Annotated in this window: 28 protein-coding genes; 5 read left to right on the plus strand and 23 right to left on the minus strand. The window is 37.7% G+C overall.

Annotated features, from left to right (window positions below; translation table 11 throughout):
• On the plus strand, positions 1–87 hold an 87-nt coding region (locus tag HMPREF3106_RS09295; protein ID WP_210384827.1), incomplete at its 5' end, for a helix-turn-helix domain-containing protein.
• A gap of 63 nt (positions 88–150) precedes the next feature.
• Here HMPREF3106_RS09295 and HMPREF3106_RS09705 read toward each other — a convergent pair.
• Both HMPREF3106_RS09705 and HMPREF3106_RS09665 read right to left on the minus strand, forming a co-directional pair.
• A complete protein-coding gene (locus tag HMPREF3106_RS09705; protein WP_000301356.1) occupies positions 151–279 on the minus strand; it encodes a hypothetical protein in 129 nt (42 codons plus the stop codon).
• 33 nt (positions 280–312) lie between these two features.
• Complete coding sequence (locus HMPREF3106_RS09665; protein WP_001845478.1) at positions 313–564, minus strand: hypothetical protein; 252 nt, start codon at positions 562–564, stop codon at positions 313–315.
• On the opposite strand from HMPREF3106_RS09665, the gene HMPREF3106_RS06040 reads away from it, so the two are divergent.
• Together HMPREF3106_RS06040 and HMPREF3106_RS06045 are read left to right on the plus strand one after the other, a co-directional pair.
• Positions 548–751 (plus strand): excisionase, encoded by a 204-nt coding sequence (locus HMPREF3106_RS06040; protein ID WP_000814511.1) that lies wholly within the window; start codon positions 548–550, stop codon positions 749–751. The two genes, HMPREF3106_RS09665 and HMPREF3106_RS06040, sit on opposite strands and share 17 nt — an antisense overlap.
• Before the next feature lie 81 nt (positions 752–832).
• Positions 833–2050, plus strand: coding sequence for a tyrosine-type recombinase/integrase (locus HMPREF3106_RS06045; protein ID WP_001291561.1), 1218 nt, complete (start codon positions 833–835; stop codon positions 2048–2050).
• Between the two features lie 214 nt (positions 2051–2264).
• Here the strand turns inward: HMPREF3106_RS06045 and HMPREF3106_RS06050 are convergent, their stop codons facing one another.
• The 8 genes from HMPREF3106_RS06050 to HMPREF3106_RS06085 form a co-directional block, all read right to left on the minus strand.
• Positions 2265–4136, minus strand: a complete 1872-nt coding sequence (locus HMPREF3106_RS06050) for an acyltransferase family protein (RefSeq protein ID WP_371327438.1) — start codon at positions 4134–4136, stop codon at positions 2265–2267.
• Positions 4137–4341: 205 nt separating this feature from the next.
• Entirely contained in the window at positions 4342–5613 is a 1272-nt protein-coding gene (locus HMPREF3106_RS06055; protein WP_070445038.1) for an NAD(P)H-dependent oxidoreductase, read from the minus strand.
• A 16-nt stretch (positions 5614–5629) separates the two neighbouring features.
• Positions 5630–6244 carry an NADPH-dependent FMN reductase gene (locus HMPREF3106_RS06060; RefSeq protein ID WP_005607755.1) on the minus strand — a complete coding sequence of 205 codons (615 nt, stop codon included), beginning with the start codon at positions 6242–6244 and terminating at the stop codon, positions 5630–5632.
• Positions 6237–7163 (minus strand): FAD:protein FMN transferase, encoded by a 927-nt coding sequence (locus tag HMPREF3106_RS06065; RefSeq protein WP_070445066.1) that lies wholly within the window; start codon positions 7161–7163, stop codon positions 6237–6239. The genes HMPREF3106_RS06060 and HMPREF3106_RS06065 overlap by 8 nt, the downstream gene beginning before the upstream one ends.
• Positions 7164–7384: 221 nt before the next feature.
• A complete protein-coding gene (locus tag HMPREF3106_RS06070) occupies positions 7385–7948 on the minus strand; it encodes a TMEM175 family protein (RefSeq protein WP_371327439.1) in 564 nt (187 codons plus the stop codon).
• A 572-nt stretch (positions 7949–8520) separates the two neighbouring features.
• Positions 8521–8850 carry a zinc ribbon domain-containing protein YjdM gene (locus tag HMPREF3106_RS06075; protein WP_005607758.1) on the minus strand — a complete coding sequence of 110 codons (330 nt, stop codon included), beginning with the start codon at positions 8848–8850 and terminating at the stop codon, positions 8521–8523.
• A gap of 31 nt (positions 8851–8881) precedes the next feature.
• Positions 8882–10123 carry a peptidase U32 family protein gene (locus HMPREF3106_RS06080; protein WP_005607759.1) on the minus strand — a complete coding sequence of 414 codons (1242 nt, stop codon included), beginning with the start codon at positions 10121–10123 and terminating at the stop codon, positions 8882–8884.
• 11 nt (positions 10124–10134) lie between these two features.
• Positions 10135–11055, minus strand: a complete 921-nt coding sequence (locus tag HMPREF3106_RS06085) for a peptidase U32 family protein (protein ID WP_070445045.1) — start codon at positions 11053–11055, stop codon at positions 10135–10137.
• A gap of 203 nt (positions 11056–11258) precedes the next feature.
• On the opposite strand from HMPREF3106_RS06085, the gene HMPREF3106_RS06090 reads away from it, so the two are divergent.
• Positions 11259–12110, plus strand: a complete 852-nt coding sequence (locus HMPREF3106_RS06090) for a BadF/BadG/BcrA/BcrD ATPase family protein (protein ID WP_070439461.1) — start codon at positions 11259–11261, stop codon at positions 12108–12110.
• A gap of 45 nt (positions 12111–12155) precedes the next feature.
• On the opposite strand, the gene anmK is transcribed toward HMPREF3106_RS06090, so the two are convergent.
• The 13 genes from anmK to murQ form a co-directional block, all read right to left on the minus strand.
• The gene (gene anmK / locus HMPREF3106_RS06095) at positions 12156–13298 is read right to left on the minus strand and encodes an anhydro-N-acetylmuramic acid kinase AnmK (RefSeq protein ID WP_070439463.1); all 1143 of its coding nucleotides are present in this window, start codon (positions 13296–13298) and stop codon (positions 12156–12158) included.
• On the minus strand, positions 13298–14143 hold the full coding sequence (locus HMPREF3106_RS06100; protein ID WP_070445048.1) for a MurR/RpiR family transcriptional regulator: 846 nt from the start codon (positions 14141–14143) through the stop codon (positions 13298–13300). Before HMPREF3106_RS06100 ends, anmK begins: the two co-directional genes overlap by 1 nt.
• Positions 14144–14160: 17 nt before the next feature.
• Complete coding sequence (locus tag HMPREF3106_RS06105; protein ID WP_070439468.1) at positions 14161–14472, minus strand: PTS sugar transporter subunit IIB; 312 nt, start codon at positions 14470–14472, stop codon at positions 14161–14163.
• A complete protein-coding gene (locus HMPREF3106_RS06110) occupies positions 14447–15529 on the minus strand; it encodes a MupG family TIM beta-alpha barrel fold protein (protein ID WP_070439471.1) in 1083 nt (360 codons plus the stop codon). Before HMPREF3106_RS06110 ends, HMPREF3106_RS06105 begins: the two co-directional genes overlap by 26 nt.
• Before the next feature lie 63 nt (positions 15530–15592).
• Positions 15593–16900 (minus strand): PTS sugar transporter subunit IIC, encoded by a 1308-nt coding sequence (locus tag HMPREF3106_RS06115; RefSeq protein WP_070439474.1) that lies wholly within the window; start codon positions 16898–16900, stop codon positions 15593–15595.
• A 13-nt stretch (positions 16901–16913) separates the two neighbouring features.
• Positions 16914–17138: a hypothetical protein gene (locus HMPREF3106_RS06120; RefSeq protein WP_070439477.1), complete on the minus strand. Its 225-nt coding sequence runs from the start codon at positions 17136–17138 to the stop codon at positions 16914–16916.
• Between the two features lie 4 nt (positions 17139–17142).
• Positions 17143–18570 (minus strand): glycoside hydrolase family 1 protein, encoded by a 1428-nt coding sequence (locus HMPREF3106_RS06125; RefSeq protein ID WP_070445051.1) that lies wholly within the window; start codon positions 18568–18570, stop codon positions 17143–17145.
• Between the two features lie 17 nt (positions 18571–18587).
• On the minus strand, positions 18588–19679 hold the full coding sequence (locus tag HMPREF3106_RS06130; RefSeq protein WP_070445054.1) for a DUF871 domain-containing protein: 1092 nt from the start codon (positions 19677–19679) through the stop codon (positions 18588–18590).
• A 66-nt stretch (positions 19680–19745) separates the two neighbouring features.
• Positions 19746–21083: a PTS sugar transporter subunit IIC gene (locus tag HMPREF3106_RS06135; RefSeq protein ID WP_005607776.1), complete on the minus strand. Its 1338-nt coding sequence runs from the start codon at positions 21081–21083 to the stop codon at positions 19746–19748.
• 21 nt (positions 21084–21104) lie between these two features.
• A complete protein-coding gene (locus HMPREF3106_RS06140; RefSeq protein WP_039849255.1) occupies positions 21105–21413 on the minus strand; it encodes a PTS sugar transporter subunit IIB in 309 nt (102 codons plus the stop codon).
• Between the two features lie 18 nt (positions 21414–21431).
• On the minus strand, positions 21432–21794 hold the full coding sequence (locus HMPREF3106_RS06145) for a hypothetical protein (protein WP_070445057.1): 363 nt from the start codon (positions 21792–21794) through the stop codon (positions 21432–21434).
• A 10-nt stretch (positions 21795–21804) separates the two neighbouring features.
• Positions 21805–22131, minus strand: a complete 327-nt coding sequence (locus HMPREF3106_RS06150) for a PTS lactose/cellobiose transporter subunit IIA (RefSeq protein WP_005607782.1) — start codon at positions 22129–22131, stop codon at positions 21805–21807.
• Positions 22131–23042 (minus strand): N-acetylmuramic acid 6-phosphate etherase, encoded by a 912-nt coding sequence (gene murQ, locus HMPREF3106_RS06155; RefSeq protein WP_070445060.1) that lies wholly within the window; start codon positions 23040–23042, stop codon positions 22131–22133. The genes HMPREF3106_RS06150 and murQ overlap by 1 nt, the downstream gene beginning before the upstream one ends.
• Before the next feature lie 142 nt (positions 23043–23184).
• On the opposite strand from murQ, the gene HMPREF3106_RS06160 reads away from it, so the two are divergent.
• Complete coding sequence (locus HMPREF3106_RS06160; protein ID WP_070445063.1) at positions 23185–23988, plus strand: MurR/RpiR family transcriptional regulator; 804 nt, start codon at positions 23185–23187, stop codon at positions 23986–23988.
• Positions 23989–24066 lie beyond the last annotated feature (78 nt).

Below are 24066 nucleotides of genomic sequence, written 5' to 3' on the forward strand. Positions count from 1 at the left end.
AATCAAAGTATGGTCGTTGATGAAGTCTTACGTGGAAGAATGGAAACCAGACTGATTACAAAGATTTTGTCATTTGAAATTAAGTAATATCCTCTCTCCTTTCGTGGAAGCGTGCTAAACCATTCCACGCTTCCCGAACAGGGAGGTTTGTTATTCCACCAAAGCATATTGAGCTTTCAATGTGTTTTGATAGGCTAACGAGCCATTGTTCTTTGAAAACTGAATAAAAGTAATCGAATACGTTTCGATAAGAAAAGAGCCAACGGAACTAACCGCCATGACCTATCTTATAAAGATAGCGAGCGATTCATGTTAGTGATCCGAGAAGCAATCTTTAGCAGGATTGCCTGCAACGACATTCTTATCGTGATAATGATACTCCCATACAGTCAATAGTCCGAGCGTGATAAAACCGTCGCAGGCAATGAGTATGGCTACATGAGAACCATGCAGGGGTGGAACTCCCGTGAGCTTTGCTAAAGCTGTTCGATTGCTGGTAAAACAACTTTTATGAAATCCAAATAAGTGATTTGGAAAGGAGGATTTTATGAAGCAGACTGACATTCCTATTTGGGAACGTTATACCCTAACCATTGAAGAAGCGTCAAAATATTTTCGTATTGGCGAAAACAAGCTACGACGCTTGGCAGAGGAAAATAAAAATGCAAATTGGCTGATTATGAATGGCAATCGTATTCAGATTAAACGAAAACAATTTGAAAAAATTATAGATACATTGGACGCAATCTAGCGTCGCCAAAGGGTCTTGTATATGATAAAATAGTATTAAGTCGTATCAAGGCTCTTTCCATAAAGGAAAGGAGCAAATGCCATGTCAGAAAAAAGACGTGACAATAAAGGTCGAATCTTAAAGACTGGAGAGAGCCAACGAAAAGACGGAAGATACTTATACAAATATATAGATTCATTTGGAGAACCGCAATTTGTTTACTCGTGGAAACTTGTGGCTACAGACCGAGTACCAGCAGGAAAGCGTGATTGTATCTCACTTAGAGAGAAAATCGCAGAGTTACAGAAAGACATTCATGATGGTATTGATGTTGTAGGAAAGAAAATGACACTCTGCCAGCTTTACGCAAAACAGAACGCTCAAAGACCAAAGGTTAGAAAAAACACTGAAACTGGACGCAAATATCTTATGGATATTTTGAAGAAAGACAAGTTAGGTGTAAGAAGTATTGACAGTATTAAGCCATCAGACGCTAAAGAATGGGCTATTAGAATGAGTGAAAATGGTTATGCTTATCAAACCATCAATAACTACAAACGTTCTTTAAAGGCTTCATTCTATATTGCTATACAAGATGATTGTGTTCGGAAGAATCCATTTGACTTTCAACTGAAAGCAGTTCTTGATGATGATACTGTCCCTAAGACCGTACTAACAGAAGAACAGGAAGAAAAACTGTTAGCCTTTGCAAAAGCTGATAAAACCTACAGCAAAAATTATGATGAAATTCTGATACTCTTAAAAACAGGTCTTCGTATTTCAGAGTTTGGTGGTTTGACACTTCCAGATTTAGATTTTGAGAATCGTCTTGTCAATATAGACCATCAGCTATTGAGAGATACTGAAATTGGGTACTACATTGAAACACCAAAGACCAAAAGTGGCGAACGTCAAGTTCCTATGGTTGAAGAAGCCTATCAAGCATTTAAGCGAGTGTTAGCGAATCGAAAGAATGATAAGCGTGTTGAGATTGATGGATATAGTGATTTCCTCTTTCTTAATAGAAAGAACTATCCAAAAGTGGCAAGTGATTACAACGGCATGATGAAAGGTCTTGTTAAGAAATACAATAAGTATAACGAGGATAAATTGCCACACATCACTCCACATAGTTTGCGACATACATTCTGTACCAACTATGCAAATGCAGGAATGAATCCAAAGGCATTACAGTACATTATGGGACATGCTAATATAGCCATGACGCTGAACTATTACGCACATGCAACATTCGATTCTGCAATGGCAGAAATGAAACGCTTGAATAAAGAGAAGCAACAGGAGCGTCTTGTTGCTTAGTAGTACAAATGAATTTACTACTTATTTACCACTTCTGACAGCTAAGACATGAGGAAATATGCAAAGAAACGTGAAGTATCTTCCTACAGTAAAAATACTCGAAAGCACATAGAATAAGGCTTTACGAGCATTTAAGAAAATATAAAAAGATAATTAGAAATTTATACTTTGTTTCAAAGAAAAAAGACGACTCAAAATCGAGTCGTCTCAACGATTATTGTAATTTTAATTTCACCATTTCTTGTAAGATGAGGTTTGCTAATTCCGCTGCCCCCGTATCGTTTGGATGAATCTCATCATCAAAGAGCCATTCTTTTGTATGACCTTTGGCGTAAGTTCCCCAGTCAATTAAATGAACATTTGGATAACGTTCTGCAGCTGCTTTTAACTGCTCATTAACTTCTTTGGCCCATTTAATTTCATAACCGGCTGTGACTAAGAAAATCTCACGGTTACCTGTCGCTTGAATCAATGCATCGATTTGGGAAGCAGAGAAAGCACCGTTTGAACCAAGGACAAATACCACGGTTTGAGAAAGTTTACCTTGTTGCGCCAACTTTTGAACGATTGGTGTGCTGTAATACAACTGGCGTCCTACTTCTCCATCTACATAAGTGTTCGGGAATACTTCACGAATCTTATTGGCTGTCGCTAATAGTACTGAGTCTCCAACGAAGGTAATCGGTGTTTGCTTCACTTGTTGTTCCACATTCGCTTTAATTTCATTACTAATCGTCATTGTCCCTTCAGTTGTTGGCTCGGCTGTTGCCTCTTGTAAGAGCGCTTGGTTTTGACGAATTTTCTCCTCAACCTCTTGAACGGCTGAGTTTTGATTTTTCTCTTGTGCAAATCCAAGACCTGCAAGCCCGATACAGATGACATACATGAGTGAGAACACGAGTCCAAACTGCTTCATGCCTTTTGGAAGATTCGATTTTCCATAAGCCGTTAAATTATACGGACTATGTGCTTGTCCAATCGGAAGAACGAAGCGGTCTCTCTCAAAGAGTTGATACGTAATTTCTGCCATCACGAAAATCAGCACAAATTGAATCCCAACAGATAGCCACTGCTCATCGATTCCACGTAAAAATGTTGGAGCGATGAGATGAATTGGATAAAACCATAAGTAGTATGAGAAACTTCTCTTTCCAAAGAAAGTAAATCCTTTAAAACTGAAGATGTAATGAATCCCTACTCCTTCACGAATCGAGCAAGATAACAGAAGCATCATCACGAACGATGAAATAAACATCATCATGTAATAGACTTCTGCTTGCGTTCCGTTGAAAGTCGTAAACATCCAGCCTAAAGCTCCTAAACAGAGGAGGCTCAATGCGTTTGGAACCACAGAACCTGTCTCGCGCTCAGGAAGTAGTAATTTTCCTTCATGAATGTAACTTAAGAGTGCCCCGAATGTGAACGAGAACAGACGTGTCGATACTAAATAGTACACATGAGACGGATCCTGTTCAAACCAATAAAGTGCCGCCATTCCCGCTGCAGACGCAAGCGTCAAGAATGCGAGTAAGGCAAACTCCTGCATTCTGAGGAAGTTGAGTTTCTTCATCAGTTTTCGAAGGAGATATCCAACGATTAACAATTGCACATAAAGGGATACATACCAGAGATGTACAAACGGACTTGGATTCGCGGATTGTACGAAATAAGATTGCTGCGAGAAAATTTGATAATCATTATTGACGAAGAATAATGCCGAAAGCGCCATTCCTCGGATATTGGATAGTAATTGCGGTGCTGCCACGAATAAAAACGCGACTGTCACGACAATCATAAAGAGCATCGGGAAGAACATTCTCTTTAAGCTTCTCACTGGGAAACGCTCTTTATAATCTTCCGCAAATGTTTTGATATTATGCCGGAACGTCAAGTAGCCTCCGACCACTAAAAATCCGTTAACGGCTAAAAATTCGCCCGGTAATAAATGTTGAAAATAATAATATGTAATAATTGCTAGTATAAAAAAACCTTTCAAGCCATCAAATACCGCACTCCGTTTTTTCTCTTTTTGCTTGGGAGGATGTGGGTGCGTCGGTGCTTGAGAAGGTGTTGTTTGATAATTCATAGTCCCCACTGTTTTTCTCCATTCCTTAAACTCCTATCTATTATATCTCAAAACCACTACACTTGGATACTAGGAACATTACATTTTAGTTAATTTTAAGAAAACAGTTTCCAGTTGTTTCCGAGGCGTGAACAAAGGTCCATTATATCTATAAAAAACACAAAAAAGCTAGGCCAACATTTGCCTAGCTTTCTCGCTTTAAATTTTAATGTTCTGAAGCACCGCTTGTTGCGTCTACTGCTTGTGCTTGAGCTGGAGCTGAATGCCCGCTATCTGAAGCACCACTTGTCGCATCTGCTGCAGGAGCAGGAGCTGAATGTCCGCTGTTTGAAGCGCCGCTTGTTGCGTCAGCTACAGGAGCTGCCCCACTTGCGCTGACTAAACGTTGGCCAGTTGTTTGTAAGTACCAATCTAACCATGGTTTGAAGTCAAATACGATTTCGTTAATTCCAGCGTAAGAACCATCAGGATAGTACATTGCTTGATAGTTGTGTACGTTGATGATTTCTGGTGGAGTGTTCGGAACGATTGTACGGAAGTAATCCACGTTTCCTGCACGTAAGTTCGCAATGAGGTATTCCACATTTTTGAAGGTACGTGGTGGGTGAACAGTTCCTAAACGGTTACCAGATTGAGATGGCACACGCGGAGCCAACATTTTGTTTGCTGGTTTGTTGAAGTTATAGTACAAGAATTGGTTGTTGTCATCGGCATATGTTACTTCAAATGGTAAAGCTTTTAAGAACATATCGATTTGGTCAACGGTTAATAAACCGTGGTCTAAGCGAACATAGTCGTTTCCTTGAGCCGCTCCAACGATTTCACTTGCTTTTTCAACCCATTCTGGATCATCAGGATCTACGCCTTGAACTGTTGTAGAAATTGGGTTTGTGCAGTCTAAATCTTCTGGAGGAGTTGGTAATGGTTTGCGTAACACTTTTACAACCTCCACATATTTCACGAAGTTTTCTAAGCATGAACGTAAGAACGCTACAGTTCCTTCACTCTTAATATTTCCTTCTTCATCAAACGCTTCTTTTGCTTTTCCTAATAGGAATTCGTTCCCTGGCAATACATATGCGTTTACCCCTGGAGCGTCCAAGATTTTACGTAAATGCACTTGCGCACGAGAAGTTCCTTGATCATAGTGAGAAGCTCCCATAATCATGACAGGTTTGTTTTCGAATGGGTGTAAGTTGAATGACATCCATTCTAATGTGCTCTTCAAAGCAGCTGTAATTGTGTGGTTGTGTTCAGGTGTAGCGATAATCACACCATCTGCACGGATTAATTTGTTGTACATGTATTGTACTGGGAAGCTCTTAGATTGATCTTCGTCTTGGTTGAACATTGGAATATCTTTAATTTCTAAGATTTCAAACTCGAATAAGTCACTGAATTTCTTTTCGATAAATTGTAATAATAAACGGTTATGCGAAAATTCCGCATTTGATCCTACGATACCAATAATTTTCATACTTTACTGTCACTCCTTATTTTTTAGAACTGTCCCATGAGAAGTTTTTCGCTTCTTTTGCACGAGCTTCGTTGGCACGAACTAATTGTCCTGTAATTTCAATGAATAATAAGTAATCTGCGAAAATCTTTTCTAATTTTTCAACAGTTGCTGCATCTTTTAAGTTGCCTTCTTCGTCGAATGCTTGTAAGGCGTGACCTAATAAGAATTCATCACTTGGTAAAACGCGTGCTTTAATTTCTGGTGCGTCTAAAATTTGACGTAATTGACTTTGTGCACGTGAAGATCCGAGTGTTCCGTATGATGCTCCTGTAATCATGACAGGTTTGTTTAATAATGGATAGATACCATAAGATAACCATGCTAAAGCGTTCATTAATACAGCTGGGCATGAGTGATCATATTCTGGTGTACTAATGATGACTCCATCTGCTGCAGCAATTTTATCTGCAATTACTTGTGCTTCTTGTGGCACTACTTTTGGAGTTGGTTTGTTGAACATTGGTAAGTCTTTAATTTCGACAAGTTCAATTTCCGCCTGTTCTGAAAAATGTTTTTGAATGTATTGTAATAGTTGACGGTTTGTTGATTTTTTTGAGTTTGTTCCGACTAAACCGATTAATTTAACCATTTGAGTACTTCCTTTCGAGTAATTGAATCTTTGAAGCGAGTCCTGATGTGTAGAAAATACGATCATCGTCTAAAATCAACACAGCTTCGATGTTAGGGTTTTGTTCCACTTCGAATAAGATTTCATGTGCTTTTTTCCCAAAGAGTCTTGTTGTCCATATCTCACAATCGACTGACTGCTTCGATACAATCGTTAGACTAGCAACGTCCGTCTCTGCTGGATATCCTGTATTAGGGTCCAAAATATGATGGTATTTCTTCCCATCCACTTCAAGTACCCGCTCGTAGACACCTGATGTGACAATCGACTCCTCTTGAATCGGAAGAAGCGCCACATTTTCTCCACGCAGGAGTTTAGGATTTTGAATCCCAATCCACCAATTCCCATCTTCATGATGAATAGCAGGGCCTAGCGTGAGAACATTCCCACCAAGGTTAATAAGCGCAGAGGTCACTCCAAGCTCTTTCAGCTGTTGCATCACTAAGTCAGCAATGTACCCTTTGGCAATACAGCCAAGGTCGATTCGCATTCCTTCTTCCAACAGAAAAATCGTCTGACTGGCTTCATCCAATTCGACTTTCGTTGCATCGGTCAGTTGCAGTTTGGCCTTAATTTCCTCATCCGTTGGTACTCGTGCATCACTAAAGCCCACGCGCCATGTTTGAACAACCGGGCCAATCAAGATATTCATCCGACTCCCCACAGCTAAACTATTCTCCAGTCCCAATTTCACTAAATGAAAAATCTCTGGATGAACATTAACCGCATGTTTCCCAGCTGCCAAGTTTACAGCCATCAGTTCTGAAGTGGGGTCATTCGCGCTAAAACGATGCTCATATCGTTTCAATTGCTCGAAAACTTCAGCCACTAAACGCTCGCCTTCTGGATGCGCAATTTTCAATTCGATGACGGTTCCCATCAATCGAATGGTACCTGTATGATACTGTTCCAAAACTGCCACTTCTCCTATTTGAAATATGTGAAAAAAAGCACAGAAACGCCTACACAAAAGCGTTTTCGACTCCTTAGTTTGAATGTAACACAGTAGAAATCAAATTTCAAGAACGCTGGTCTAAAATAAGTCATAAAAATATGCATAAGAAAACGATTCCTATGCATACAATCCTTATTTATTAAATTTTAATTACGGAACTGATTAGGAATGACTAATCCGCAGAGTGTAATGAAAACAGCTAAACTTGTCCCAATTGGGAAAATAGTAAGAGAACAGATGAGACCGATAATTTTGAATAGGATGTCCCACTTTATCCACCTACCACGCTTTTCACTCATTTGACGAAATTCCTCAGACGGATTAACTTCAGATACCGTTCTGTAGAAAACTAATGTTGCTGCAGTAATGAGTAGCACAATAATTCCATAAAATACCTGCACAGTCGCATTATAAAAATCCATCGCTATCAAATTGGTCGCATATGGGAATAGCGAAGCAAAAAATAACATAACCATCGCAGCCCAGACCGTTTTTTGAGTAATTTTCTCCGTTCTGTGAGAATACGCATGTAAATTCACCCACATTGCTCCTAACCAGAAAAAGGACAATGCATATGCAAAAAAGTTTTCACGTAGTTCCCATAACCCTTGCCAATCAAGCGTCTTCGGTTTATCTAATTCTAGTACTAAAATCGTCATAATAATGGCAATCACCGCATCAATAAATGCACTTAAACGCTCTTGCCCCATCGTTCGTTGTTCCATAATATCACTCCTTACTAACAACCTTTATTTTACACTATCTTGCTTCAAAAAATCTCTCTTCCCATCTCCTGTATGAGCAGAATCCTGTTTTCTTCCTGAAAAGCAGGAAACTTATATCGAGTTTAGAAAAAACTTCACTACGTCGAGGAACTACAGAAATAGCCCTTTGGATTCTATAATAACAACAATAGCGATTAGTAACCGATGCGAATTAGATTCTCTTGAAAATTGATTTTCTAGAGAATCTTTGAGGCTCGGTAGGATTGAGACCTTGGCTCAATACACTCCGAAACCCTTCCCTTACTGAGAAGCAATAAAACTTATTACTGAGTTTGGTAAATTTCACTGAGTCGAGGGACGAAAAAAAGCCCCCCTAGATTTATAGTAGTTGTAATAGCGAGTTCATAACCAATGTGAATTACTGACTCTAGGGTGAAACCCGTAGAGTCAGTTTGAAGCTTGGTAGGATTGAGACGCAAGGCTCAATCCGGTATCGCTATTATAACAACTATAAAAATTCTAGGGGGAGCTTTTTGAAAGTCCCTACGGGACCCCCATTAAATCTTTTTAACAAACTCAGATTTAAGTTTCATTGCGCCGAATCCATCTATCTTACAATCGATATTATGATCGCCTTCCACGATGCGAATATTCTTCACACGTGTTCCTTGCTTAATATCTTTCGGAGCGCCTTTTACTTTCAAGTCTTTGATAACTGTTACAGTATCGCCGTCTTGTAATTTATTTCCGTTTGCATCGATCGCTACAGGACCTTCTTCAACTTCTGAGCCTGGTTCCCACTCATATGCACACTCAGGGCATACTAATAATACACCATCTTCGTATGTGTATTCTGAACCACATTTAGGGCAATTTGGTAATGACATTTACATTCCTTCTTTCTATTCAAAATTCATCTTAACGACGTTTGCGAATCATATCTAACGGTTTTACTGGTTCCGTTACTTTCATTTTACAAATCATCATGGCATGAGGAGCTGCTTCGATTTCTTCCCCATTTTCATCCCACAACTGAGTTAATACTTCTTCGTGATGACGCATTCCAGGTCCGTAGAACTCGATTTGATCTCCTACTTTGAAGTTGTTTCGTTGTTGAACGGTTGCCATTTGTGTTTCTGGATCATATTCCAGCACTTGTCCAACGAAAGCATATTGAGGAATTTGACGGCGTGGGCCAAATAATTGCTCATGTTCGGTTGGAACTTGGTAATAGAACCCAGTTGCTAATTCACGTTGGGCTGCTTTCCATAACTCGTCAATCCATTCTTGTTTACATACATAGTTGTCTGGATCTTCGCAGTAAGAATCCACCGCTGCACGGTAAACATTTGAAACCGTAGAAACATAGTGAATGGACTTCATACGACCTTCAATCTTCAAACTATCTACACCAGCTTCAATTAAATCTGGTAGGTTCTGAATCATCGCTAGGTCAACGGCACTCATAGAGAATTTCTCTTCGATTCCTTCTTCACCCGCACCAACCATATTCTTTTCACCAGCAAATGGCATATCAAACAGACCGTATTTCCAACGACAAGATTGCGCACATCCACCACGGTTCGCATCACGATGTACCATGTGGTTAGATAATACACAACGTCCTGAATAAGAAATACACATTGCACCGTGGATGAATGCTTCAATTTCGACATCCACTTTTTCTTGCATTTCTTTGATTTCTTCCATTGAAACTTCACGCGCTAATACGACACGTTCTAATCCTTCGTCTTTCCAGAAGTTGAGCGTTTCATAGTTAGCTGCTGAAGATTGTGTTGATAAATGGATAGGTAATCCTGGTGCTTCTGAGGCACAGATATCCATTAAGGCCATGTCACTAATAATGGCTGCATCGATTCCGATGTCACGAACGGTACGGAAGAAATCTCCTGCTCCTTTTTCGTCTCCTTCGTGTGTCACCATGTTTGCTGCGATATATACTTTTGCATTATGTGCATGGGCAAAATCAACGGCTTCTTTCATTTCCGCAAAGTCAAAGTTCCCTGCACGGCTACGAAGTCCGTACGCTTCCCCACCAAGGAAAACGGCATCTGCTCCGTATAAAATAGCTGTTTTTAATTTTTCAAGAGTACCCGCTGGAGCAAGTACTTCAGGTTTTTTCAATATCTTTCTTCCCATTTGACTCTCTCCTATTTCACATCTTCTGGATTTAATAAGTAAAATCCTGCTTCAAGGCCACGAACTTCTGGATGAAGGGCACGCACTTGTAATTCAAGACTGGCGCTCTTTTCAGTAGTCCATGTTCCTGCTTCGATTTCATTACGAGCATTCACGAATAATTTCGCTACTTCAACAAAGTTTTCCCCTGGAGCGAGCACTCCGTCTAGCTTCCATTGCGGGATGCCCATTTCTGTTAACTCTAACAAATACGGCGCAAGAGACACATCGTTATTCGCAAAAATATGCGTTCCGTTAATGTCTTCATAAATTGAATAGTGAGAATCGTCATCTGCTGGTTCTGACACAAACAGACCACGGCGTTTTTCAACCGATTCTTTTTTCTCAATATAATTGAAATAGTTATTTAAAAGTGGACGTTTTGAATGATGGATACAAGTTGCTCCATAAACAAGAACCTCAATTGGAATTTCTACACCCGCTGCCAAGATTTTCATCTCTTCACGAGGAATTTCACGCGCAATCACCGCACCAACGGCACCACGTTTTCCCCAGAAGTTGACTTGACGACTACTTGTCACTAGTACGGCCGCATCATAACGGTACGGAATCGAATACTCAGGATTCTTCATAATTTGAACCACTCCTGGATCTCCTACCGCAATGTTATCCACACCAATTTCCTTTAAAAAGGTTAAGTATTCCGGAACGAGCGCAATCCCTTCATTATGGAAAATCGCGTTTACCGCAACACTTGCTTTCTTCCCATATTGGTGCGCCAATTCTGTTAATTCTTTTTGTTCCTCACGTGTAAACGACATCGGAAGACGAAGCCCAAATTGGTCCTCCCCGAAATAAATCGTATCCACGCCTGCTTCAAGCAAATCTTTTGCTTGTTGGATCGATTCAACTGTTGCAATCAGCTCTATCATCCAAAGGCCCCCTTTGCTTTCTTTAAAATTTATACTTATCTAGAGTATCACAAAATTTGTGATTTTTCTATTTTAATATAGAAGCTTCTAGTGAAAAATCACTGTTACAACACCTAAAAAAACAAAGCTTCATAATAAAAATGAGATTGCATTCATTCCCTATTTGATTTACGATAATAGTAACAAACAAGAGGAGGGATTCGATGAAAATTGGGATAGATGCTGGCGGAACAAAGACAACAGGAATCTTATATAAACAAACACAAAAAGTAGACGAATATACTGGAGAAATGGGTAATCCGATTGTGAACTTTGATTTAGCAGTTTCTAATGTCATGCAAGTCATAGAGACATTACTGTCTAAAAATCGTCTGTCATACTCTGATATTTCTTCTATCTCTATCGGAATGGCAGGAGCAGGAACGCTTCTTTCGGAATTAAATGCTACTTTCAAACATAAAATACAATGTCGATTTACGGTTGATTCCGACTTGAAAATGAGCCATATCGCAACCTTTAAAAACAATGATGGTAATCTTTTTATTGCAGGAACTGGTTCTTCCCTTCTTTCTCGTCAAAAAGGGCAGTTTGTTCAAAAAGGCGGTTGGGGACATATATTAGGCGACGAAGGCAGTGGTTATTGGCTTGGAAAAGAGATTTTAAAAGCATATATCCATTATATTGATTTTTCAGAGAGTCCTCTAGACTTTATGGAATTAGTACCTACACTTAAAGAGCGTTTTCCTGATCGAAGTTCTATCATTCAAACGGTCTATTCAAAACCAAAAACTGAAGTCGCAAAACTAGCAACCTTGTATACTTCCTTTGAAGGGAATCAATTTTTACAATCGCTTGCGATTCAAGCCGGACGGGATATCGCCAAGACTTTATTATCTTGTAATGAAGATACCGATGTAGTCGTTGCTTTTGAAGGCAGTGTTATTCAAAAAAATGCTTTTGTCTTTAATTCCTTTATCAACGAGATGAAATCCGCCAAAAAAAACGTTCAAGTCGTTTCTTCCAGACCCGCAAACGAAAGTGTCTTTTATCTATAAAAACAAAATCCTATTGCTACGAATCAGCAATAGGATTTTTTGTTTTTATAAGGTAGGATAGGTCAATTGACCTAATATGACACTTTTACTAGCCCCTGTAGCAGAAGGAACATTGGAAGGCCTTTTGTGATACGTTTGGTTTCCAAGAACGACAAACGCAATCGCCTCTTTAGCGTCTGAGGAATAACCGAGCGACTCTTGAGTAGACACTTCAATATCTGGCATTTCTTTTTGAATCAATTCTAGTAAAAAAGAATTATAGGCCCCACCGCCACCAACAATACAATTTTTAAGCTTGTATGCATCTACGAGATACTTTTTATAATGAAACGCAATAGAATAAGCCGTAAACCATGTGAATGTATGGATGATATCATTGGGCTCTTCGCTGTTGTATCGTTCGAGAATGGTTTTCGTAAAATGCTCACCAAACATTTCTCTTCCTGTTGTTTTCGGGATGTCCATTTGAAAATATGGATGGTTTGTTAATTCCGCTGCTAATGAAGGGATGATTTGGCCTTGTCTAGCAAAGAAGCCGCCTTTGTCATATTTTTCTCCATGTAATTGGCGAACTGCTTCATCAATCATCATATTTCCTGGACCCGTATCAAAAGCTATAACTTGCTTATTATCTCCTTTTTTAGGTAGAACGGTCACATTCCCAATCCCACCGATATTTTGCAAAGCTACAGACTCTTGACTTCGGCTATAAAGCAAGTATTCACTATACGGAACGAGAGGAGCTCCTTCCCCTCCGACTGCCATATCCATCACTCTAAAATTAGAAATGACTGTTGTTTTGCATTCATTCGCTATAATAGCAGCCTCTCCAATTTGTAAAGTACTTGGCACATAGTCTGCATAAGCTTTTGGAATATGAAATATCGTTTGCCCATGACTTGCAATAAATGAAAGGTCTTCTAAAGCAACATGGGCATCTTGACATAAACTCTTCACCGCTTCTGCAAAAAGATACCCTAATTCAAAATTCAATGAACAGATTAAATCGACTGGGATACATTCTCTACTACAGCATTTTCTAATTTTATTTCTAAGATTCTCTGGGATTTCATAGGTCTTAAAATGTAATTGTTTAACGGTAGTGGTTTCGTCTTTTCCTGTAATCTCACAGAGCACCGCGTCGACTCCGTCTAAGGATGTTCCTGACATTAAACCAACTGCTAGCATCATTGAACCTCCTTGATAAACTGTCTCGTTCTAACCAGTAAGTCTTTTGTTAAATTAAAGTCTTTTTTAGCGATTCCATAATATAGTAAATCCGTAATCGTTAATAAACTATTTCTAGATGTAATCGACCCTAAACGAATTTCTTTTTCCTCTACAGGTACAAATAATCTTAAGTCAGATAATGTCGACAGTGTTGATTTAAGGTTGTACTTTGTAACACCTACTATTTTTGCTCCAATTTTCTTCGCAACTTTCGCAATAGAATTAATGGATTCCGTTTCTCCACTATAACTCACAACAATAATGACATCGTCTTTATCTAACTGAGCAATACGTGCCATTAAAGTATGTAGATCACGATCATAAATGATGTTCTGATGAATTCGAGTCATTTTATGATAGAAATCTAAGCAAACAATACTGCTTCCTCCGATTCCTAACAGAAAAACAGTTTTTGCACTACTAATTAACTCTATTGCTTTTTCCAATTCATGATAATCTAGCAAGCTGAAGGTTTCTTTTACATTTTGAGATAGCATGTTTTCTGTTTTTTGAAGTAGCGTCATTAAAGAATCATGTGGATTCAAGAATGTCTCAATATCGTCTCCAATTAGGTCGGAGACCTTTTCTTTTGCTAGCTCCACTTTAAAAGCAGGTAACCCTTTATATCCCATTTTTTTAGAAAATCGCACCCATGCTGAAGCAGAGGTTTTCGTTATTTCCCCGAGCTCTTTTGCATTCGAGTCTAATACAACTTGTCTATTCTTAAAAATAAATTCAGCAATAATTCTCTCTGTTTCGGTAAAAACATCCATTGAACTTTTTATTTTATATAAAACACTCATGTTATACACTCACTTTGTTACTGTAGTTTCTTTAACGCAGCCTTTAAGACATTGGCTCCGTTCATCATACCATAATCTTGAACATTAATCGTATCTACAATAATCACGGGCTCATATTTTTCTTTCAACTCTTTTAATTTAAATCGAACTTGTGGTCCTACTAGTATAATATCTACCGACTTCACTTCTAATTCATTCTTTACTCCACTTAAAGGAGTTGCAAAAATATCAAAAGTTTCATTTTCGATTTCGGATGCCGCAGCCTTCATTTTATTCACTAATAAACTTGTCGACATCCCTGCATTACAAACTAACATGATTGTTTTCATCTTTATCCACTCCTACAAACTTAAATTTTGTCCCATCTTTTATATACTGCAAAAGTCCCTTAGAGGCTTCACATACTTCTCCAATCACATTTACACGCTCGTCAGCTTCTAATGGTCGTCTAACAATTTGCACTTCTCCTTGATAACGACCGTAACGCTCATTATCCATCGTTATAGTACCTATTTCTCTTTGGACGGTATTATAAGGGACAATATCTTGTTTCTTTAGTATTGTTCGGGACTCCACGCAACGAACGACATTCATTGCTACATCTTTTCTATTCGATAAACATCTATCTATATACTCCAAGTCGCTTAGATGCTCAACTTCCAGTGTAATGACACCATTGTCAATATAGTCTTTAATTTTCGCTAATTCTTTATGAGAAGCCTTGATATCTCCAATAAGTACTTCATCTGCAAGCAAATCTTCCAGGCATTCAACAAAACTTGTAAACACGGACTGACTTCGATGAGCTTCCACAGTAGGCAAGCCTTCAAAAACGGGTCCTCTTTTTTTCTCATCTCCTGGAATAAACATCATTACTTTCAAGCCAAAAGTTTTCAGTTTTTTGTTTTTTTGAATAATCCAGTCCTTGTCTAAACCTGTATCTTTGCGAGGATAAAAATTATGGCAAGCGATTAATTTAGTGAAATCTAACCCTTTTTCTAATCCCTTTTGATAAAAATCTTCATCAATAGTACTTGCATTCAACACTACTTCAAACTCATTCGAAAAAGCTTTTATTTCTGAATAATCAAATCCATAATCCACTCGAACGCATTTCACATCCAAACTTTTCAAGAAATCAATCGCTTTTTCCTTTTGAACATTAAATTTACGAAAAGTTTCCGGGGATATATCCACCATTAATTTCATTCCTAAGCGGTTCGTTACTGAAATAAATTTTTTCAATAGTTTTAACTGTTGCTCCGTTTTTTCTTCAGGGATTTGCATAGAAGTAAAGATATATTTTACGTTAAATAGACTGATTTCTTTTAAATATCTTTCGTTTTCTTCTAATGGCGTTGAAAAATAAATGGATGCTCCTAACATGCACATTTCCTCCTATAAAAGAAGACTAATGCAGAAATCTACATCAGTCTTCGCATCATCACATTACGAATATAACAATTCTCCATTTTCTGCTTTTTCTGCTAGATCTTTTTTCTCAATTGTTTTTACAAATGGATAGAAAATAATTGCCATTACAATCCATCCAAGGAGAACATAGATTGCTGGCCAAATTGATGCATTTGTTGCCAAGAATGTTTTAATTGGTGCAGGCATAATCCAAGGAACAGATAATACAGGAGTTGGCAAAATACCAAAACTAGTTAACGTTACTGAGATAATCGCTAACATAACATAACTTAATACGAACGGAATCATTAAGACTGGGTTCATCATGATTGGAATACCAAAAATTAATGGTTCGCCAATATTGAATAAAGTTGCAGGCAATGCAAGAATACCAAGCGCTTTTAGTCGTGGAGATTTTGAGAATGTCATAACTAAGGCTAATGGGAACAACCCTGTCCAAATATAGTTATCCATATAAAGAGAAGTAAATGTATATGGTAGACCTTGGAATGACTGTGTAGCCGCAAAAGCTTCTTGGTTTGCTGCTACCATTTGTTGCCAAATCGTTCCGCCGACACTACTTACAATATTACCACCGTGAATCCCTACTGCCCATAACACGCGGTTAAGTAAGGAGGCTAGGATAACTGCAATTGGAGTATCCCCAATAGACACTAATGGTTCAAATAATTTTTGAATCATTTTTGGAATTTCTACACCACATACATGACCGACAAACCACCAGAAAACTACAACTACAAAACTTGGAATCAATGCAATAAATGCTTGAGATACCATTGGTGGAACATTTTCAGGTAATTTAATGACAATTTTCTTTTGAATAATCAATCGATAAATTTCTACAGAAACAATCCCTACAATAATCGCTGTAAACACGCCAAGAGCTCCTAGGTACTGAGTTGGAACCCCTGTAAATTTAGCAGGATTTGCTCCAGCATCAACAACTACATTTACAGTTTTAGCAGGATTTAATAATAGATAACTTGCTGTAGATAAAACGACAGGTTGAATAATATCCATCTTCATGCCTTTATTTTCGTTATACCATTCGGTTAACCCATAAGAAACCGTCATTACGGTAAATACTCCAATAAATGCTGTACCAATACCCGCTCCAGCAGCTAATGTCTTTCTAAAATCTCCTAAAAAATCTAAATAAGGTTGATATGGGAAGGAAGCAAGAATGAGGAATAATGATCCAATAATCAATAAACTCATAATGCCTAAACCCATCCGTTGCATTACTTGTACATATCTAATTTGTGAAAATCTAATGAGTGGTGGTGCAATTTTTTCTTCTACAAAGCTCGTTAACTTATCCATTTGAACTCATCTCCTATATATATTCTTTCGTTAACACTTTGAACATTAATGCTTTGCTAATAGGATTTGCCTTTAAAGTACTTTTAATCAACTGAGCAGCCTCTTCATCCGACGAAGGGGCTACTTCAAAATACAAATTAATTCCCTCTTTTTTGATAAATTGATAATTCGTACCTGGTATCTCATCAATAATTTTAATAATCTTGTCATGCATTAAAGGACTAACAACAATTACCATACTATCAGTCTTCTTTCTTATAATTTTGAATAAACTCCTTATACCAATAGAAACTATCTTTTTTATATCTCGCATAGCTACCATTTCCGTGATTGTCAGCATCTACATAAATCACTCCATAACGTTTATCCATTTCACAACTACCTGCTGAAACGATATCCACAATCCCCCATGCAATAAACGCTTCAAGAGGAACTCCATCCTCAAATGCTAATTGAGCTTGCTCGTAATACGACTTCATATACTCAATGCGATAATCATCATGGATTTGATGTTTTTCGGTTAATACGTCTCGAGCGCCTAACCCATTTTCAGACACAATCACAGGTTTCCCGTATCGTTCGTAAACTCTATGAAGAGACGTTCTTAATCCTACCGGATCTATTTGCCACCCCCATTCGCTTGCTTTCAAGTATGGATTTTTAGTAGAAACCACTAAGTTTCCAGCGGTTTTGTCTGCTTCATCTACAGTAATTACTGAGGAAGTATAAAATGAAATCGAAACAAAATCGCAAGTATTTTCTTTTAACAATCTTCTGTCCTCATCTGTAATCGTTAAATGAATACCTTTTTGTTTAAAGAATGTTTCTGCGTAATATGGATACTCACCTTTTGATAAAATATCCATACAGTACCACTGGTTCATTTGTTCTTCAAACACCAATTTCAAATTGTCCTCAGGTTTGCTCGTTAATGGATAATAGCAGAAGCAAGCGATCATGGAACCAAAACGACCTGGTAAGTTCATTTTTCTTGCTAGTTGAATGGTTTTAGCGCTAGCTACAAACTGATGATGTAACGCTTGGAAAACATCTGACAATTGATATCCATTTTCTCCTTTTAATAAACCAACGCCATTATAAGGACTAAAATACCCTGCGTTGATTTCATTAAACGGTAGCCAATATTCGACTAAATGTCCCCACCTCTCAAACACAAAGGCTGCAAAGTGAAGAAAATGATCAATACATTCTCTGCCTTTCCATCCTCCATATTGCTCTACTAAATAGATAGGCATCGCATAGTGGTTTAATGTTAGAAATATTTTGATTTTTTTCTCTGCTAACAACTGGAACACTTTATCATAATAAGCAACTCCTTCTTGGGAAGGTTCTTCTTCGATTCCTTTAGGAAAAAGTCTTGACCAGCTAATCGAAAATCTATATAAGTCTAACCCTAATTCGGCAAAATACTCTATATCCTCTTCTAGGTGTTCAAACCCTTTTGTTCCATTTCTAAAAGGATAGTATTGTTTAGACGCTTCATTTTTAGCTTCTTCTATTTTTTCTCTTGTTAATAATCGAGTTTCTTCTGTGGCATTCGAAGTACGAGGTAAATAGGGTCTACAATCTTGTGTATCTAGGCCTTTTTCCAGAGTAAATCCGCCCTCATATTGACTAGCTGCTGTTGCTCCGCCCCATAATATCTTCATTGTTTTCTCCATTCTGCTTATTTAAGTCTAAATTTAAATTTCTGCCAAGGTTTAATTTCATCTAAAATAAAGTGTTCAATATCCACTACTTTTCCAACAACATTGGTCTTACCTGAATTCTCCATATCCTTCAAGGCGATTTGTAATTCTCCTGCATAATGACCATATTCACTACTTTCGATTAAAATATCGCCTCTCTTAATCTGATTAGGAGCATTAAACACTTCAAATCGATGTCCTTTATACTTCACACGACTCTGTGTCGAACGAATAAAGTAGTCATTCTGATCTCCTCTATTGAAATGAAATTCCTCTAATACAATTTTCTTTTCTATCTCCGGAATGCCTTCAACTAATTCAACATCAAAAGTCACTACATCCAAATCTAGTCCTTCTATGCGAGACAATTCTTCTTTCGTTGGATAGCAATTAGAAATGAGAATATCATCCACTAATTCCATTGCAATATGGTGTTTTATTTGAACATCTAATGGCAACTCACGATGCAATTCTAGTGTTGGTAATCCTTCAGTAGTTGGCCAAGGTCCAAATACCCCTTTATCATGTGAAGTGACAAATGTTGCTGTTTTTAATCCATACTTGTTAAAACGTTTTGTACATTCTTTATAGAAATCTAAGTTTAAACCGGAATAACGATGTGGATAAAAATTGTGACACCCATATAATTTATATTTATTAGGTCTATAATCCATGATGGTATCAATCGTATGAACATTATTGCTCATATTGATTTCGATAATTAAATTTTCTGGATTATAGGTCATAATAGATTCTTCTAATCCCGAAAAGCCGGCATCTAAGCGAATGCCGTCTGCCCCAATTTCTTTGAAAAACGATAGATCCTTATATGAAATATTTAACTCTCCAAATACTCGTGGCGAAACATCCACAATGATTTCAAAGCCTAGTTCGTGAGCAAAAGTATTTATTTCGGTAAATTCTTTTTTGATTTCTTCTGCAGGCTTATTCACAGACAATAGACAAGAGAAAACTCTAGAAAAGCCTAAACGACTCGTTTCTTCAAGATAGTTCTTGATTTCTTCTACCGTACTTTTTTCTGGATATATAGATACTCCTAATCTTCTCATTCATTTTCTCCTTAAAATTTAGTATAGAAAAGCCCTGCTACTAGAACAGGGCTCAAAGTTTCATTTTTATTGCTCTTGTTCTTGAGCCAATAATGATTTGTCGTACATTGTAAAGAATGGGTAGTAAATTAAAATCGACAATACAATTAATACAACGTTTAATACGATTGCTCTCCAGTCACTACCAGTAGCTAAGAACGCTCCAATAGGTCCAGGAAGAGTCCAAGGTGCACTTGCTACAACTTTATTCACTAATCCAGCGGACATTGCAATCCATGTTACAATCCCATTTGCTAATGGTGCTAAAATAAACGGAATAATTAATTGTGGATTTAATACAATAGGAGTACCGAAGATTAAAGGTTCATTGATATTACATACTGCTGGAATAAATGCTGTCTTACCTAAAGACTTACCATATGCAGATTTAGAACGCCAGATTAATAAAATAGCTAGACCAATCGTAGCCCCAGAACCACCAATCATTACAAACCATTGATAGAATGGTTCAGCCGCAATATTAGGAATTGCAGAGCCGCTTGCGAAAGCTGAAGTATTTTCTTCTAACAATACTAACCATAACGGTCTTGCAAGAGATCCAACGATTGACCAACCGTGAATACCAAACGACCAGAAGAATTGTGATAAGAAAATCACCACAATAACTGAGAAAATGGAATCTGTCGCTTGTACCAGTGGAGCAACGATACTACCTACAATTTTATGAACATCGATACCGATAAACATAGTAACAGTTGAAACAAGTAATAGTACGATAACTGTTGGTGTTAAAGCTTCAAAAGAACGCGCAACTGATGCTGGAACTTGAGGTGGCATTGAAATCTTGAATCCACTCTTTTGAGTGAAACGATAAATTTCAACAGCAATAAAGGCTGATAGAATCCCTATAAACATCCCCGCGGACCCCAAATTACTCATCGGGAGAACAAATCCCGAAGGCAATGAAGATAAATAATTTTTTAAAGGTTCGCTTGAATCTGCTAAAGCTTTTACTTCTGCTGAAGCAGCTGGAATTGCTTTAGGAATAATAGTTAGTAAATAAGCTAATTCAGCTAGAATCCCCCCGGATAATCCATCTAGATCATAAGAAGATGCTAGAGAAAATCCAATCCCGAAAACTGCGTACAATGTCATAATGTACATTGAAACACGGTAAGGCAATAAGATTTTAGCTTGGTTCGCTTGAATAAATTGTGTAATTCCCCAATCTTTCGGCATTGAGTTTGGAAGAAAGGCAATTACTAAAAACATTGATGCAACGACAATAATTGGTAGAGTTGCAATAATACCATCACGAATCGCTCTTAAATGGCGTTGTTCTGCTAATTTAGCCATCGGTGTCGATAGCTTCGTATCCATAAACTCTGTGATTTTATCAAACATATGATATCCCCACTTTCCTTATTATATTTCTAATTCCTCTTTAATTTGTTGAAGTAGTTTTGGTCCTCCTAGAGGAGTGTATCCTTGTGGTTTAATAAGTAAACATGGAACCCCTGCTTCATCTGCACTTGCTTTCAATACATCATAACGATGACGAATTTGAGGTGCTACAAGAGAAATTTGATAATCTTCTTTTACCTTCTCAGCAAAAGCTTGTGTACCACATTCATCTACTTGAATATCTAACCCTTCTTTAGTTCCTGCATCTTGCAATGCTTTTGCAACAATAGCGCTAGACATTCCCCCTGAACAAACTAATAAAATTTTCATCACTTTCACCTCCACTCATTATAAAATTACTCCGGTCATTACGATAAAATAATAAATAATTCCGATAACGATGCTCCAAATTCCTCCAACCCACCAAAAGGCTTGAGAAATTCCTTTTTTTGAATTCACAAAGAATTGAGAAAATGAAACTGTAAAACCTGCAATGAGCCCTCCGCAAATAACAAACGGCCATTTAAAGTCAATATGAACCAAATCGCAAATTGCCGGAATCACGAACATTGATATTACGATACTAGCGATAATCAGCATTACGCTCTTATAACCAAACATCGGAATATCATAATCTGTGGTTCCCATTGCCGTTTTATATTGCTTTTTTTGGTCCACAATCTTAACGGTCCATTTTCTGAATTTAACCATCGCTTTCTCCTTACTCTTTATGTTCTAACTTCCAAAGTCTTTCATTCATTCGAATAACGTTTTCCGCTAGAGTTCTAACTTCTATAGAAGTCATTAGGTGATCTTGAGCATGTACAAAAAGTACTGTAACTTCATTTCTTTCACCTGCTGCTTCTTTTTGAATTAAGTCTGTTTGTACTTGATGTGCTTTATTTAAAAATGTATCAGCCTCTTCAAGTAATTTTCTAGCCTCTTCAAAATTTCCTTTTTCAGATTCTTCCATCGCTTCATATACTAAAGCTTTGGCATTTCCACCATTACTGATGATTTCAAAAATAATTAGTTCCATATCTTGCATTAAATATCACCTCCTAATACTTGGATGGCGCGCTTGATATGCCCATTTCCCTTCATTAAAGCTTCTTCGGCAGTCTGCCTATCAACATCCATTATTTCCATAATGAGTGCTTTTTTTACATTATGGCCACTCTCTTCATAAAGCTTCTCTGCCAACTCATCATCTACTCCCGTTAAAGTACGGATCATATTTTTAGAACGAACGACAAGTTTCTTATTCGTTGGTTTTAAGTCAACCATATAATTTTTATACACTTTACCGAGCTTAATCATGACACTCGTTGAAATCATATTGAGAATTAACTTTTGAGCTGTTCCAGCTTTCATTCGTGTAGAGCCCATAATCGCTTCTGCACCTGTAACCGCCTCAATAGGATAATCTGCAAATTTAGAGATTTCTGCATTTTGTACACAAGAGATGGCCCCAGTTAAAGCCCCAATTTCTCTTGCATAACGTAATCCCCCAATCACGTAAGGTGTTCGACCGCTAGCTGCTAAACCAATTACGGTATCATTTTCATTTATTTGATACTGAGATAAATCGCCTCGAGCTAGCTCAAGAGAATCTTCCGCTCCTTCTTGGGCAATAAACATCGCATTATCTCCACCTGCCATAATCCCAACAACTAGACCTTTATCTACTCCATATGTTGGAGGACATTCCGCCGCATCTAATACTCCAAGCCTCCCCGACGTTCCAGCTCCAATATAGAATAGACGTCCACCTTTTTGCATACGCTCAACAATCTGGTCTACTAAAGCTGATATTTTGGGAATGCTTTTAGAAACAATAGAAGCAACAGTTTGATCTTCATCATTGATTTTTTGAAGGATTTCTTGTGTTGATAAAATATCGATATCTATTGTTCGTTGATTATTTTTTTCAGTATCTAACTTAATTAAATCTGTCATCTTCCCACTTCCTTCTGAAATCATTTTATCATAAAAGCGTTATCAATGAAATAGAATTTTAGAATTTTCTTTATATTTTTAAAAAAATATTTCTTGTAGTATAATAATTTTGGAAACATTATTTCTATGAAAGGAGTTATATATGAAAAACTATTTAACCGTCACCGACAAAAAAATTGAAGCTTTTATTTCAGAGCATTCAGAGATTGTACTCTCTTCTAGCATTCATACATTGGCAGAACATATTGGCGTTTCGCCTTCTTCTATTAGTAAATACATTAAAAAGATTGGATACCGCTCTTATTCTCGTTTCAAAGTAAACCTTGCGCAAAAAAATGCGCAAACCATTGATGAGCAAATCGAAAAAGATGATTCCATCCAAACCATTCAATCCAAATTAATGAGCACGGTCACTCGTTCTTATGAAATGACCTTGGAACTCGTGGATGATATCGTGTTGGATAAAGTCATCGACCTCATGAAGAATGCGCGTAAAATTTATACCTTTGGGGTAGGAGCATCTGGGATGGTCTGCAGCGACCTTTATTTCAAATTAAGTCGGATTGGTAAAAACATCCTGTACCATACTGATTCGCATATTCAATTAGCCAGCCTTGGTAGTGCGACACCGGACGATCTCGTCATTGGGGTGAGCTATTCGGCCCAAACCAAGGAAGTCACGAGCGCCTTTGAAATTGCACATTCGAGAGAAATTCCAACCGTTTCGATTACCGCTTTAGGAAACAATCAACTCGATTCGCTCAGCACCTATAGTTTAAAGGTACCTCGACATGAGAATATTATTCGTTCTGCTGCGATCACCAGCCGAAACGACTCCCTATTCTTAATCGACTTGTTGTATCTTGGACTTCTCCAAAAAGACGACCGCCGTCAAAACGAAATTTTAGAATCCAGTTACCAACTCACTCACCAATTAAGAAAATAAAAAAGAACCATCCTCAGGTGATATGTACCCAGAATCCTGGACATATTAATAATTAAGCTGAACGCATGGATGTTTCCC

The sequence above is a fragment of the Granulicatella sp. HMSC31F03 genome, from assembly GCF_001807725.1.
GTDB classification, from domain to species: domain Bacteria; phylum Bacillota; class Bacilli; order Lactobacillales; family Aerococcaceae; genus Granulicatella; species Granulicatella adiacens.

Coding starts and splice junctions, on each gene's coding strand:
- HMPREF3106_RS06150 (WP_005607782.1), bottom strand. CDS start 22,131: ATGCAAGATATGGAACTAATTATTTTTGAAATCATCAGTAATGGTGGA.
- HMPREF3106_RS06080 (WP_005607759.1), bottom strand. CDS start 10,123: ATGGGAAGAAAGATATTGAAAAAACCTGAAGTACTTGCTCCAGCGGGT.
- HMPREF3106_RS06045 (WP_001291561.1), top strand. CDS start 833: ATGTCAGAAAAAAGACGTGACAATAAAGGTCGAATCTTAAAGACTGGA.
- HMPREF3106_RS06060 (WP_005607755.1), bottom strand. CDS start 6,244: ATGGTTAAATTAATCGGTTTAGTCGGAACAAACTCAAAAAAATCAACA.
- HMPREF3106_RS06040 (WP_000814511.1), top strand. CDS start 548: ATGAAGCAGACTGACATTCCTATTTGGGAACGTTATACCCTAACCATT.
- HMPREF3106_RS06130 (WP_070445054.1), bottom strand. CDS start 19,679: ATGAGAAGATTAGGAGTATCTATATATCCAGAAAAAAGTACGGTAGAA.
- HMPREF3106_RS06105 (WP_070439468.1), bottom strand. CDS start 14,472: ATGAAAACAATCATGTTAGTTTGTAATGCAGGGATGTCGACAAGTTTA.
- HMPREF3106_RS06160 (WP_070445063.1), top strand. CDS start 23,185: ATGAAAAACTATTTAACCGTCACCGACAAAAAAATTGAAGCTTTTATT.
- HMPREF3106_RS06055 (WP_070445038.1), bottom strand. CDS start 5,613: ATGAAAATTATTGGTATCGTAGGATCAAATGCGGAATTTTCGCATAAC.
- HMPREF3106_RS09705 (WP_000301356.1), bottom strand. CDS start 279: ATGGCGGTTAGTTCCGTTGGCTCTTTTCTTATCGAAACGTATTCGATT.
- HMPREF3106_RS06070 (WP_371327439.1), bottom strand. CDS start 7,948: ATGGGGCAAGAGCGTTTAAGTGCATTTATTGATGCGGTGATTGCCATT.
- HMPREF3106_RS06115 (WP_070439474.1), bottom strand. CDS start 16,900: ATGGATAAGTTAACGAGCTTTGTAGAAGAAAAAATTGCACCACCACTC.
- HMPREF3106_RS06110 (WP_070439471.1), bottom strand. CDS start 15,529: ATGTTAGGAGCATCCATTTATTTTTCAACGCCATTAGAAGAAAACGAA.
- HMPREF3106_RS06065 (WP_070445066.1), bottom strand. CDS start 7,163: ATGGGAACCGTCATCGAATTGAAAATTGCGCATCCAGAAGGCGAGCGT.
- murQ (WP_070445060.1), bottom strand. CDS start 23,042: ATGACAGATTTAATTAAGTTAGATACTGAAAAAAATAATCAACGAACA.
- HMPREF3106_RS06145 (WP_070445057.1), bottom strand. CDS start 21,794: ATGGTTAAATTCAGAAAATGGACCGTTAAGATTGTGGACCAAAAAAAG.
- anmK (WP_070439463.1), bottom strand. CDS start 13,298: ATGCTAGCAGTTGGTTTAATGTCAGGAACATCCTTAGACGGAGTCGAC.
- HMPREF3106_RS06085 (WP_070445045.1), bottom strand. CDS start 11,055: ATGATAGAGCTGATTGCAACAGTTGAATCGATCCAACAAGCAAAAGAT.
- HMPREF3106_RS06125 (WP_070445051.1), bottom strand. CDS start 18,570: ATGAAGATATTATGGGGCGGAGCAACAGCAGCTAGTCAATATGAGGGC.
- HMPREF3106_RS06120 (WP_070439477.1), bottom strand. CDS start 17,138: ATGGTAATTGTTGTTAGTCCTTTAATGCATGACAAGATTATTAAAATT.
- HMPREF3106_RS06100 (WP_070445048.1), bottom strand. CDS start 14,143: ATGAGTGTTTTATATAAAATAAAAAGTTCAATGGATGTTTTTACCGAA.
- HMPREF3106_RS06135 (WP_005607776.1), bottom strand. CDS start 21,083: ATGTTTGATAAAATCACAGAGTTTATGGATACGAAGCTATCGACACCG.
- HMPREF3106_RS06140 (WP_039849255.1), bottom strand. CDS start 21,413: ATGAAAATTTTATTAGTTTGTTCAGGGGGAATGTCTAGCGCTATTGTT.
- HMPREF3106_RS06075 (WP_005607758.1), bottom strand. CDS start 8,850: ATGTCATTACCAAATTGCCCTAAATGTGGTTCAGAATACACATACGAA.
- HMPREF3106_RS06050 (WP_371327438.1), bottom strand. CDS start 4,136: ATGAATTATCAAACAACACCTTCTCAAGCACCGACGCACCCACATCCT.
- HMPREF3106_RS09665 (WP_001845478.1), bottom strand. CDS start 564: ATGTCAGTCTGCTTCATAAAATCCTCCTTTCCAAATCACTTATTTGGA.
- HMPREF3106_RS06090 (WP_070439461.1), top strand. CDS start 11,259: ATGAAAATTGGGATAGATGCTGGCGGAACAAAGACAACAGGAATCTTA.